We start from the raw sequence: 11934 nt of genomic DNA on the forward strand, positions 1-11934 counted from the left end.
TATGGCACAGATGGGGTTAAATCACATTATGAAGCAAGATAACTTGTTAAAGTTTCGCCGTTCCATTGCGATCTCTTACGTGTTTATGTTTTTTGCTTTATTTACTGTGGTGAGTGGCGCGTTGGCATATTGGTATGCCCGTAAAGTGATTGTGGTCGATAGCACCGAAGTCTGGTTACAGGCGCAGGCCTTATGGGTCATGCGCAATGTGTTGATTTATACAGTATTGGCACTGTTTGCTGCACTGTGGTTTATTCCATTGGTCTTCTTTCCTTGGGATGCCTTTTTATGGGTCAAAGCTTGCACCGTGGCAGGTGTAGTCTTTGCCGTGATTGCCTTCTTGTTTTTAATCAATGCTTGGATTAAAGGGCTATCCAAATTTTTGAAAAATAAAGCCGTATTCTAAGGGCTTTTCGCTTGTATTCAGCATGCAGCTAAAATTTTTAGCAGTCTTCCCTTGTAAAACCCAGTTTTACCCCCATTTTATACATCAGTTCAGTTTTAATTAGAATTCCGTGAGGAGCATCGCCAGACATGGCTAAACGTGATTATTATGAGGTTTTGGGTGTCGCCAAAACAGCTAGTGATGATGAAATAAAAAAAGCCTACCGTAAGTTGGCGATGAAATATCATCCGGACCGTAACCCAGACAACACAGAAGCTGAAGAGAAATTTAAAGAAGCTGCGGAAGCTTATGAAGTTTTATCGGATGCCGAAAAACGCAGCATGTATGACCGCATGGGGCACAATGCCTTTGAAGGCGGTATGGGCGGCGGCGGTGGCTTTAGTGGTGGTTTTAGTGCAGAAGACATCTTTAGCCAGTTCGGTGATATTTTCGGTGGTGCATTCGGTGGCGGTGGTCGTGGTCAGCAACGTGCACGTCGTGGTTCAGACTTACGCTATGTGCTGGAACTCACGCTTGAAGAAGCAGTAAAAGGCGTCAAGAAAACCATCACCTTTACAGCACCTGCGCCTTGTGATGCTTGTGATGGTAAAGGCTCAGAAAATCCAAATGATGTTGAAACCTGTCCAACCTGTCATGGTGCGGGTCAAGTACGCATGCAGCAAGGTTTCTTCTCGGTACAGCAAACCTGTAGCACTTGTCGTGGTCAGGGCAAAATCATCAAGAATCCATGTAAAAAATGTCATGGTTCGGGGGTGTCAGACCGTCAACAAACTCTTGAAGTGACTATTCCTGCAGGGGTGGACAATGGCGACCGCGTACGCTTAACGGGCAAAGGTGAAGCGATTCGGGATGGTCAATCGGGTGATTTATACGTAGAAGTGGTGGTGCGCGAGCACGAAATCTTCCAGCGTGATGGTGCCGATCTATATATGGATGTACCTATCAACATTGCCGATGCTGCTTTAGGTAAGGAAATTGAAATTCCGACCCTAGATGGTCGCGTGAGCCTGAAAGTACCTGAGGGAACACAGACGGGTAAATTGTTCCGTTTGCGTGGTAAAGGGGTAAAACCTGTGCGTAGCAGTATGCAGGGCGATTTACTCTGCCGTATTGTGGTGGAAACACCTGTGAATCTAACCGCACGTCAGCGTGAATTGTTAAAAGAATTACAGACGACGATGGAAGGTGAGGGTAGTCAGTCATCACCAAAGAAGAAGTCTTTCTTTGATCGTTTGTTTGATTAAGGAAACTTAGATTAGGTATGTCGAAGCACAACCTGATCTAAATTCAAAAAATAAAGGCGATCTGAAGGATCGCCTTTGTTGTATCTGCTGTACGCTTATTCGACTTCAGGTACATCAATCTCTAAAACATCAACCATTTCAGTCGTTGCTGTTTCAACGGCAGTTTGTGATTGAGCGGTTGCAACAACCACATGTTCTGCTGCTTCTTGTTCTAGTTCAGGTGTATCAACTTCAACAGCAAGCGGTTCTTGTAGTGTCACGCTAATACGGACTTTAGACAGGCTTTCTAACGTATCACCTTCTTGAAGTGCAGGCTCTGCAAATACGGATGCTGTACTCATACCTAACAATAATGCCAATACCATGTTCTTCGAATGCATGTAAATCCCCTTTAATTTGTGCAGTTGTTTTCATTCGTGCAGGCTAGTCTGCGCATACAAGTTTGCAAATTTGTGAAATAAAATAAAAAATGAGTATTTCCAGATAAATTTTTAGCATCGCTTCGTTAAAAGTTTACCTGAGGTATGTAAAGTGACCTTTAGCATACTGTCACAGTTGCTTTCCGATAAAAATAAACCCATAAACTTGGCTGACAAACTTAGTCTAGGCAGCGAGTTTTGCTATAGTAAGCACAATTGAGAATCTATTTTAGGAATATGCTATGTCAGCAACTCCACGCATTGGTGTATTAGGCGCAGGCGGCCGTATGGGACGCATCTTAATTCAAGCCGTTCAAGAAGCAGGCTACCAATTGGCAGCCGCAGTCGAACGCCCAGAAAGCAGCCTCTTGGGGGCAGATGCAGGGGAGTTGGCAGGCGTTGGCACATTGGGTGTGAAAGTCGTGGGCAGCCTAGAACAAGTATTAGCTGACTGTGATGTCGTAATCGACTTTACCGCACCAGCCGCCACAGCACAACACTTAAAGCTTTGTCGTGAAGCAGGCGTGGCGATTGTGATTGGCACCACAGGCATGAATGATGAACAAAAAGCATTCTTAGAAGAATCGGCTCAACAGACGCCAGTGGTGTATGCCGCCAACTATTCAGTTGGTGTAAACGTATCTATTAAACTGCTGGAATTGGCAGCCAAAGTCTTTGGTGATAGTGTAGATATTGAAGTGATTGAAGCGCATCATCGTCATAAAGTCGATGCACCATCAGGCACGGCATTAATGATGGGCGAGGCCATTGCAGCAACCTTAGGTCGTGATTTAAAACACGATGGCGTTTACTGCCGTGAAGGACACACAGGGCCACGTGAACGTAAAAGCATCGGTTTCCAAACCATTCGTGGTGGCGACATTGTGGGTGAACATACTGCGATGTTTATTGCCGATGGCGAGCGTGTGGAAATTACCCACAAAGCCACCAATCGCATGAACTTTGCTGCAGGTGCCGTGCGTGCTGCAGCGTGGGTGGTGGGACGCGAAGCGCGTAAATACGATATGAAAGATGTCCTTGGATTTAACGATATTCAGGTTTAAAACCTGCGCAGGAATCCGAAATAGATAAAAATGACTTGAACAATTTTCAATCTGCCGCTAAAACTAGGGTCTGATGTCATGGATGATGACGTATCAGACCCGATCTAAAACTAAAATAAGATGCAAAATAAAATGAAAAAATCTCTGCTGATGCTTGGGTTAAGTACCTGTATTTGTGCGGCCTCTGCACAAAATATTGAACATGCCAAACTGAGCATACATAAAAACAATATTAAAGTCTGGACCTTTCAACAGCAGTCTAGCCCTGTGTTTTTGTATAAGGCCGAAACCACCTTCAATGTACCTTTAGAAAAAGCCGCTGCCTTAATTTTAGATGTTGATCATGCAGGGAAATGGGTGCCTTATGTAGGCAGCGTGAAAGTCTTGTCACGCGATGACCAAAAAGGTGAGTTCTTGCTATATATGGTGCTCGATTTTCCTTTTCCGCTAAAAGATCGTGATTTGGTGGTCAAAGGCAAAATGAGTAAAGATGCGCAAGGAATGATTAGTATTCAAAATAAAGCCATTGAGGGGGGCTATCCCTTGAACCCTGATTATGTGCGTATTCAGGACTACGAAGGCGACTGGACCTTTCAGAAACTGGGCAATCACAAAGTCAAAGTCAGTACCTATGGCTATGCCAACCCTGAAGGCTCGATTCCTTTAAGCTTTGTGAATATGTTTGTGCAGCAGCAACCGTATCAAATGCTGCAAAAAATGAAAATTGAATTAAGCAAAAGCGGTAGTTATAAGGCGTTGCCTGAAATTTTGCGTTAAATGGTTGAGTTAATTAAAGGGCGGATTCAAGCGGCAAGTGCAACAGTATAAAAACCAGCCATAACTTCACTCGGTGTATACCAACCTAGTGTTTTTCTAGGATAATGGTTGAGTGCAAATTCTATCTGCTCTATTTGTTCGTTTGACACGTCATCAAACGATGATGATTTTGGCAGATATTGACGGATTAAATCATTCGTATTTTCATTTCTAGCTCGCTGAATAGACTTGTAAGGATCAGCAAAATACGTCTCTATGCCAGCATCAGTAATTCTTTTGTGTTCGGAAAATTCTTTGCCTTGATTGGCATAGCCGCAAGGTACTTGCGCATAGGGTATCGATTAGTATGGAAACAGACTTTTGCATAGATGTGTTGCAAGAAGCAATTGTGAAATATGGTTGTCCTGAAGTCTTTAATACAGACCAAGGCAGTCAGTTCACCAGTGATGCATTTATTGATGTATTGAAATCAAATGGCATTCAAATCAGTATGGATGGTAAAGGTCGATGGGTAGATAATGTGATGGTTGAACGATTATGGCGGAGCGTTAAATATGAAGAGGTGTATCTCAAAGCTTATAGCAGTGTCACAGATGCGAAAAAGCAATTGAGTGCATATTTTGAGTTTTATAATTTGAAACGACCTCATTCGAGTATAGCCAAAATGACACTCAATGAGTTTTACTATGATCAGCTACCCCAACAAAACAAGGTGGCTTAACTAGAGCGGAATATCACTTATAAATACGCTTTTAGTTGTTCAAACAAGTGGGACTGCCTCTCTACAATTAATCATCCTTCAAAAAAGGTAGAAATAGAAGATATAAATTATTACGCTGACTGGGCTCAAGGTATTTTAGAAAAGGGAAAATCAATCATACAAACTAAATACATCGTTACATATTGAATAGACAAAAACGAGTTACTTTTACTCAATTATCTTTATAATTTTTAGCATAACTAATGTTTTAGTCATTCGCTTATTATACATTTTCATTTAACATTCGTACTATTTTTACAACGCAACAAAACTAGAAACTTACTTTCCGAGGCAAATTATGTTAAAGCATTCAATTAAACTTACAGCGCTTGCGGCTGCAACTTCTTTACTCCTGAGTGCGTGTGGGGGAAGCAGTAGTGGTGGCGGTTCTACTCCATTCACTCCAAAGAGTGTACAAGGTGTAGCCGTTGACTTTTATGTGGGTGGAGCCACGGTATCATTTGACGACTGTGATGGAGTAACCGCTGAAACTGATGCTGACGGTAAATTCAATTACACTACTACTCAGGCATGTAATGAATCTGCTCTTACAGTTACTGGTGGAACAGACCTTGTAACTGGACTACCATTTACGGGAACACTTAAAGTCAAAAAAACTAAATTACAAGATCTTGGCTCTTCGACAGTTCTAGTCGCAAGTCCACTTACCACTCTTGAATATTATGTAAGTTCAGCTCAAGAATTAAATACAATCCTAGCAAATTTAGGTATTACAAATATCAATGCTTCTAATCTTTCTACCTTTGATCCCGTTTCTTCTGGTACTGCTCAAGAAATGGCGTCTATCTTCGTATTGCAACAGTTAATCACGCAAATTGAAGATAGTTTACAAGCACTTCCAAATAGTGAAGGCAATGCTGCCCTGAGCCTTGAAGAAGCAACCGCTTTAGCTATAAATGCAGTAATTGAAACACTAAAAACCCCAAATCAACCATTGTTTGATTCAACAGGTACGATCTCACCGACTCAACTCAGTGCTGTTTTAGAAGCGGCTGTGAACACAGCAAATGAAAAGTTAGAAGAAAAAGGAGCAGAGATCCAAGTTCCTGAGCAATTGGCTGTTCAAGTACAAGGTAATATTCAAACTCTTTCTGATCTAGTAGCTACGGTGCTTACAACAGGGGAAAGTGCGAACGACCTAGTGAATGCGATTGAAAATAATGAGGGGTTACTTGAACAAATCCAGGATATCGTCAAAACTCCTCTTATCAATAGTTTCTCTCTTGCTTCTTATTCTTTGGAACAAATTAAAAACTCTACCGCAGCAGCACCGTTACTCGTAAACCGTACTGATATTAATAATACTGCCCGTATCACTTTTGCAATGGCGAATACCACGACCAATGTAAATGAAAGCGCTGAGGTTGGCTTTAAAGTAGTTGCCAATCGTAATGCATTAGAAGAAACCTTAGATGTATACCTAGACAAATTGAATATTGTCTTTAATACAGATGGTTCAATTCAATCAGCAACCATCCCAGCAGGCGCAACTTTTAAAATTGCTTCATCATTAGGTAGTATTACAAATGGAACATTTGAAGCAGCTTCAGACATCTCAATTGCTTCAAATGGTTCAATTTCTTTATATGACATGGTTCAACAAAACAGTACTTTAGCTACTTACTATAATCAGTACTTCAATCTGTTACGTGCAGAGGATAAAATCACTGTTACAACAGTTGTTGCACCACGTATGTATGTGATTGATCCTGAATTAGGCTTAAACAGTGGCTCCGTTACTGTTGCTAATACTAGTTTAAATGGTTTCGCATTAACAGGTCACTTTAAACTTAACTAATCTGAATCAATTAAAGCCAGCGTTTTTGCTGGCTTTAATTATTGAATATTCTAAAGTGATTAAATACATGAAATATGCTTTTACAACGCTGGGATTAGGCCTACTGTCTTCTCTTACCGCTTGGGCTGCACCAAATGATCTATATTTGCAAGCCAATAGCTTTACTCAAACTGATACTGCACTCAGTATCGGTATAGATGCAGTAAATGATACGATTGATGTCTTTAATATTCGAGAAACTGAAGGTGTCTCAGAAGGAGCCGGAGATTATATCGGTGCGCATGTACATCTTATGCATAAATTCTCTCCAACCTGGGGCCTAGAAGCCAGTTATCAATATCGGGAAATTGATTATGCGCAAGATACCAATACTATTTCCAGCCCTCTCCTTGCGGTGCGTTACACACCTGACTTTAATCTAAATAAAAATGATACCGTGATATTCCGTCTGAGTACTTGGGGCAATTTTTCTGATGAAATCAAAAAATCCACCCCTACGCAGATCCAAAATCGTACTTTAGAACAAATTACGGTTCAAGATGCTCAAGATTGGCAATTACAACTAGACAGTATTTTTAGCCGTAAAATCGATCATATGAATATGGTTAATTTATTTACGACCCTTGGTTATAGTAAGGTGAAAGTAGATCAATTAAATATCCAAGGGCAGAAAGATGGCTGCCTCATGGATCTCCAAATTCAGTCTAATAATCAATATACTGGTCAGCTCAGTCAACCCTGTAGAATTGATGATTTAATTGTTAAAGAGTTGAATATAGCCGGTGATGCCAATGAGCTTGGGATCGATATTCAAAAAGATCTGAATTATGACGCTTTTTATGCAGGATTTGGTGGTTCTTGGAATTGGCGTTATCGTAATTTTGAAAGTCAATTGGCCTATCAGTATCAACGCTTATGGCGTAAAGACATTGATGACCGGATTAGTAATTTCGGTGCTGCACCCATTAAAGATAACCATAGTGTAGGACTTAAATTAAACTATGATTTTAGTCCTCAAGTCAGAGGCTTTATTAAGGGTGAAATGTATCAGCATAATTTAATCGGTTATGTCCCTTTCTTATATAATGGTGTCACGGCTTCTCGTTTAGATAAAAAGTACGGTTTAGCCTCAGTGGGGATCACCCTACACGGTTTCTAAACTGCCTTTATTGATAGGGGGTTATAGCCAGCCTGATTTTAAACAGAGGTGGTCCCACTTGTTTGAACAACTAAAAGCGTATTTATAAGTGATATTCCGCTCTAGTTAAGCTACCTTGTTTTGTTGGGGTAGCTGATCATAGTAAAACTCATTTGGTGTCCATTTGTATAAGAATATGCAACCATGTAACCAAGATAGGTTTTTGAGTGGATTTTTGCAATGTGAGTTGTTGAGTAGTGTTGTAAATTTCAAAAGAAAATTATTTACAATAGGTGAGTATTGCGGTGGTGGGCTGATTTCAGCCCACCGATCACTTCAGATTAATCATCATCCTTATTGGCTTTATAGGCATAAGCATAGTTATAGCCATAGCCATAACCGCCCGCTTCACGTTGAATATCATTTAAAATAAAGCCGGTTACTTTCACGCCAGCTTGTTCAAAGCGGTTGACTGTCAGTTCAAGCTCTTTCATTTGCGTCTTGGCATAACGTGCCACTACCAAATTCACACCCGTATATTGTGAAATAATAATCCCATCGGTAACCGCAAGGACTGGCGGGGTATCAATCAGAATATGGTCAAATTGGCTCGACAAGTGCGTGAGCATATCTGCAAATTTTTGCGTACTTAACAACTCTGACGGATTGGCAGGGCTTTTACCACGACTGATGAAGCTTAAATTTTCAACTTCAGTACTACGCACAATACTGCCTAACTCTTGCTGACCATTTAGGTATTCGGTTAAGCCAGGCTTTGGGTCGTAATTAAAGTATTTATGCATATAACCACGACGTAAGTCAGCGTCAATCAATAATACGCGCTTATCACTTTGCGCCAAAATGGTGGCTAAGTTAGTCGAAATAAATGATTTACCTAACTCTGGTGCAGGGCCACAAATCATAATGATATTGTTTTTGGCACTGCTTAAGGCAAAGTGAATGGCAGTACGCATGCTGCGCAGGCTTTCAATGGCAACATCATCACTATTTTTAACCGCAAGAATAGGAAGATTCTTTTTCTTTTTCAGAATTTTAATAAGGCTTTCTTGCACAGGTGAATGTGGCACAGTGGCATAAACAGGTAAATCCAGTTCATTTTCAATTTGATTCGAGTCTTTAATACCTGAGCGCAACATATTACGCAGTAAGGCCAATAATGTGCCCAGAAAACCACCCAAGAAAACTGACAAAATCAGAATTTGTAATTTCTTTGGTTTAATTGGCTCAATCGGCTCTACCGCAGTATCTACAATACGCACATTGCCAATTTCACCTGCTTTAGCAATCCGCAGTTGTTGGTAAGAGTTAAGCAAGCCTGTATACAGCTGTTGTTTGACTTCTACTTCACGGAACAGTTGTAAATATTGGCGTTGTAATTCTGGCAAGCGTTTGAGCGTGCCGTCTAACTCTGCAATGCGTTTGTTAATTGCCCCCAGTTGCGCATTCATTTGCTGCATCACAGGGTGTTCGTTGGTGTACTTGGCCGCAGCTTCAGCCACTTGTTGCTCTAACTGTGCTTTTTGGGTTTCTAAAGTAATGCTTTGGGTCAAATACAACTCAGATTCTTTGGTCACATCGACTGTATTAAATTGTTGGCGGAAACGGTTAAATTCACGTTCTGCCACATCTAATTGTTGTTTCAGTTCTGGGAGTTGGTCTTCCAAAAACTTTAAGGTCTGTGCTGTTTCTGCGCTACGACGCTCAATATTTTGTTGGCTATACGCTGCTAAAATGGCATTCAGTACTTGGGTAATGTGTTGTTTGTCTTGTCCTTGGTAATTTAGTCCCAATACACCTGTCAATTTACCTCTTTCTGCTACTGAATAGTTGGCAGTTAAGCTTTTCATGGCAGCAGGCAGGCTTTGCTTTTGGATGTTATAGGCAGCGTTAAAGCTATCTTGACTAAAAATTGCGACTTTCCACAGCCCAAATTCAGACTGTAATTGACTGACTTGGTTTAAAGGTGCAGAAAAAACCACCTGTTCGGTTGCTGCATCGGTTAGGCTGTATTTGCCTTGTGCAAATTTTAAAATTAAGTTTTTATCTTGAAAATATTGCGGGATATCGAACTGGCGAATATCAAAACTTTTTTGATTGTCTTTAAATAGTACCGATTGAGCTGAATATTCACTGTCATATTCATGTTTGGCCAGTAAACGATTCCAAAAACTGTCTTCTGTACCTGAAACGCGAATATCTAAATTCAGATGATCAATCACGCTACCCAACACCAAACGTGATTTTAAAATTTCAATTTCAGCTTGTGCAGGTGATTTCTGCTCAATCATGCTGGACAGATCACCCAATAACGCTGCAGAGGCCCCTTTGCTGTCTTCGACCTGTACCAAGGCATCTACTGCATAGGTGTCTGGCGTAGTTCTTAAATACAGTAAAGCGCAGACAATACTGAGTAGAACGCAAAGGGTAATCATTTTCCATTGTGCGATTAAGGAAAAAAATAATTCCTTTAAATCAATGGTGTCTTCGGTGTTGGCGGTTTGGCTCATAGTTTAAATATCAAAAAAAGTAGAATTTTAAAAAAAGCTAGAATATCAAGAAATTAGATATATTTTTTCCAGTCGGCAATGCAGGCTTGAATCAACGTGCAGGTCTCATCAAATACGGCCTGATCGTGCTGATAGGGGTCGGCCACATTTTTACTTTGCCAGTGCCCCAATCTAAAGGTTTTGCCTTTGGCAAAGGGCCAGGTTTGTTCCACATGCTTTTGTTGATTTTGGCTCATCACCAAAATCAGATCGGCTTTTTTAATTAAGTCTGCATTGAGTTTTTTTGCCACGTGTGGACTCATGTCAATGCCGTGACGTTGCATACATAAACGGGCTTTGTCATCGGCTGCATGACCCACCAAGCCTGAAATACCTGCAGATTCAATCTGTAAGTGTGGGTACTGCTGTTTTAAAAAGTATTCTGCCATGGGGCTACGGCAAATATTGCCAATACACACCACCAAAATGTGATTAATTTTCATTAGTTCCCCAAACGATCTAGGTTATATAAAGCATTTGAGAATGGAATAATTTGGTTAACTACACGTTGCCAGCGGGCCAAGCCTGATGCATCGACATAGACAATATCATTGCTGCGCATTTTAAACTGATTGGCCAAGCCAAAGTCGGCAATGCTGGTTAAATCCATATGATAGACTTCGGTATGTGCTGCATTGGGCTGACTGCGTACCACATAAATTTTACTGCGGCTGGCAGAGAGTGGGTTTAAGCCCAGACTTTCACCCAATACATCGCTTAAGCTCATGCCTTGATCACGCATAGGTAAGGACTGGTTTTTACCCGATTCACCCATTACATAAATTTTTTGGTTTTCACGGTTATTGACATATAAGGTGTCATTCGGCTGAATGAGTAAGTTGTGCAATGACAGCCCCGCTTTTTCCAACTCTACCGTATTGAGTTGATAAGTACGCCCCTGGCGGACTAAAGTCATTGAGGCATTGTCACCTTGTTGGGCATTGACCCCGCCTGCCATACCTAAAGCGGTATAGACACTGACAGGTTGATCATTTAAATAGAACTGCCCACCTTTCATAACATTGCCTTGTACCGAGTATCGCTGCCCTTGGTAAGACAAGACTCGTACAATCACGTCTGGGGTTTTTAAATAACGTGCCAATTTACCGCGCAACTCACGATTCACTTGCGCTAAAGATTTACCTGCGGCTTTATAACGCCCGATAATCGGAAATTGAATATAACCCTGTGAGTCAATTTGATAACCATTTGACTCAACGGCTTTTTCGTTACTAATGGTATTGGTTGGCGGGGTAATTTCAGGATATGCCCATAAATAAATAGATAAAATATCGCCTGAACTTAAGGTGTATTGACGCTGTGGTGTATGAAATAAATGTGCATAGTCTTGTTGAATATTGTGAACTGCAGGCTGCACCGCTAGCATTGAGTCTTGGGTGAGTTTAATGACATTGACCGCTGTACCCAAGTCGGTGGTGTAAACCCCTTCACGAGGTAGGTCATAGGTTTGTAAACCAGAAGTGACAGCGCACCCTGTGGTGGCAATGCCACATGCCAATAAAACAGCCAATTGAAAGTGTCGCACGCGAGATCCCATTATTAAATTTTTTAAAATCGTTTTGAGTAAATTACTGTCATTTTACCGAACTTGTAAAATAGGTACATAGCAATTTGTAACCATTTTGCATATTTGACAGAATCTTAAAGTAGAAAAGAGAATTCTTAAAAAAATATGAAGTTATTCTAAATAGAAAAAGTGAATACTCACAAAAATTATAC

The 11934-nt window shown here is 40.9% G+C and carries 10 protein-coding genes and 2 pseudogenes; 7 read left to right on the forward strand and 5 right to left on the reverse strand.

Annotated features, from left to right (window positions below; all coding sequences use genetic code 11):
- Positions 1-28: 28 nt before the first annotated feature.
- Entirely contained in the window at positions 29-406 is a 378-nt protein-coding gene (locus tag AC0T5Z_RS00220; RefSeq protein ID WP_291334212.1) for a hypothetical protein, read from the forward strand.
- 128 nt (positions 407-534) lie between these two features.
- Entirely contained in the window at positions 535-1650 is a 1116-nt protein-coding gene (dnaJ, locus tag AC0T5Z_RS00225; RefSeq protein WP_096902363.1) for a molecular chaperone DnaJ, read from the forward strand.
- Between the two features lie 95 nt (positions 1651-1745).
- Here dnaJ and AC0T5Z_RS00230 read toward each other — a convergent pair whose 3' ends face one another.
- Positions 1746-2030 (reverse strand): hypothetical protein, encoded by a 285-nt coding sequence (locus AC0T5Z_RS00230; protein WP_435337478.1) that lies wholly within the window; start codon positions 2028-2030, stop codon positions 1746-1748.
- 281 nt (positions 2031-2311) lie between these two features.
- Here AC0T5Z_RS00230 and dapB point away from each other — a divergent pair, with 281 nt between their 5' ends.
- Together dapB and AC0T5Z_RS00240 are read left to right on the forward strand one after the other, a co-directional pair.
- Positions 2312-3133, forward strand: a complete 822-nt coding sequence (gene dapB / locus AC0T5Z_RS00235; protein WP_435337479.1) for a 4-hydroxy-tetrahydrodipicolinate reductase — start codon at positions 2312-2314, stop codon at positions 3131-3133.
- Between the two features lie 132 nt (positions 3134-3265).
- Complete coding sequence (locus AC0T5Z_RS00240) at positions 3266-3910, forward strand: START domain-containing protein (protein ID WP_435337480.1); 645 nt, start codon at positions 3266-3268, stop codon at positions 3908-3910.
- A 26-nt stretch (positions 3911-3936) separates the two neighbouring features.
- On the opposite strand, the pseudogene AC0T5Z_RS00245 reads toward AC0T5Z_RS00240, so the two are convergent.
- Positions 3937-4215, reverse strand: a pseudogene (locus AC0T5Z_RS00245) (IS30 family transposase); the annotation flags it as partial.
- Here AC0T5Z_RS00245 and AC0T5Z_RS00250 point away from each other — a divergent pair.
- The 3 genes and pseudogenes from AC0T5Z_RS00250 to AC0T5Z_RS00260 form a co-directional block, all read left to right on the forward strand.
- Positions 4209-4631: pseudogene (locus tag AC0T5Z_RS00250) on the forward strand (transposase); the annotation flags it as partial. The pseudogenes AC0T5Z_RS00245 and AC0T5Z_RS00250 sit on opposite strands and share 7 nt — an antisense overlap.
- A gap of 337 nt (positions 4632-4968) precedes the next feature.
- Positions 4969-6489: a hypothetical protein gene (locus tag AC0T5Z_RS00255; protein ID WP_435337481.1), complete on the forward strand. Its 1521-nt coding sequence runs from the start codon at positions 4969-4971 to the stop codon at positions 6487-6489.
- A 67-nt stretch (positions 6490-6556) separates the two neighbouring features.
- Positions 6557-7648: a hypothetical protein gene (locus AC0T5Z_RS00260; protein ID WP_096902598.1), complete on the forward strand. Its 1092-nt coding sequence runs from the start codon at positions 6557-6559 to the stop codon at positions 7646-7648.
- A gap of 320 nt (positions 7649-7968) precedes the next feature.
- Here AC0T5Z_RS00260 and AC0T5Z_RS00265 read toward each other — a convergent pair whose 3' ends face one another.
- From AC0T5Z_RS00265 to AC0T5Z_RS00275, 3 genes are read right to left on the reverse strand one after another with little or no spacing between them, the layout of a single operon-like run.
- A complete protein-coding gene (locus AC0T5Z_RS00265) occupies positions 7969-10155 on the reverse strand; it encodes a polysaccharide biosynthesis tyrosine autokinase (protein WP_435337482.1) in 2187 nt (728 codons plus the stop codon).
- 53 nt (positions 10156-10208) lie between these two features.
- Entirely contained in the window at positions 10209-10637 is a 429-nt protein-coding gene (locus tag AC0T5Z_RS00270) for a low molecular weight protein-tyrosine-phosphatase (RefSeq protein ID WP_168525925.1), read from the reverse strand.
- Positions 10637-11740, reverse strand: coding sequence for a polysaccharide biosynthesis/export family protein (locus AC0T5Z_RS00275; RefSeq protein ID WP_435337483.1), 1104 nt, complete (start codon positions 11738-11740; stop codon positions 10637-10639). The genes AC0T5Z_RS00270 and AC0T5Z_RS00275 overlap by 1 nt, the downstream gene beginning before the upstream one ends.
- Between the last annotated feature and the right edge of the window lie 194 nt (positions 11741-11934).

The organism is Acinetobacter pengchengensis (genome assembly GCF_982235305.1).

Bases quoted from the DNA above. Each gene is read 5' to 3' on its own strand.
- dnaJ (WP_096902363.1), top strand. From the start codon at position 535: ATGGCTAAACGTGATTATTATGAGGTTTTGGGTGTCGCCAAAACAGCT.
- AC0T5Z_RS00270 (WP_168525925.1), bottom strand. From the start codon at position 10,637: ATGAAAATTAATCACATTTTGGTGGTGTGTATTGGCAATATTTGCCGT.
- AC0T5Z_RS00265 (WP_435337482.1), bottom strand. From the start codon at position 10,155: ATGAGCCAAACCGCCAACACCGAAGACACCATTGATTTAAAGGAATTA.
- AC0T5Z_RS00240 (WP_435337480.1), top strand. From the start codon at position 3,266: ATGAAAAAATCTCTGCTGATGCTTGGGTTAAGTACCTGTATTTGTGCG.
- AC0T5Z_RS00230 (WP_435337478.1), bottom strand. From the start codon at position 2,030: ATGCATTCGAAGAACATGGTATTGGCATTATTGTTAGGTATGAGTACA.
- AC0T5Z_RS00220 (WP_291334212.1), top strand. From the start codon at position 29: ATGAAGCAAGATAACTTGTTAAAGTTTCGCCGTTCCATTGCGATCTCT.
- AC0T5Z_RS00260 (WP_096902598.1), top strand. From the start codon at position 6,557: ATGAAATATGCTTTTACAACGCTGGGATTAGGCCTACTGTCTTCTCTT.
- dapB (WP_435337479.1), top strand. From the start codon at position 2,312: ATGTCAGCAACTCCACGCATTGGTGTATTAGGCGCAGGCGGCCGTATG.
- AC0T5Z_RS00255 (WP_435337481.1), top strand. From the start codon at position 4,969: ATGTTAAAGCATTCAATTAAACTTACAGCGCTTGCGGCTGCAACTTCT.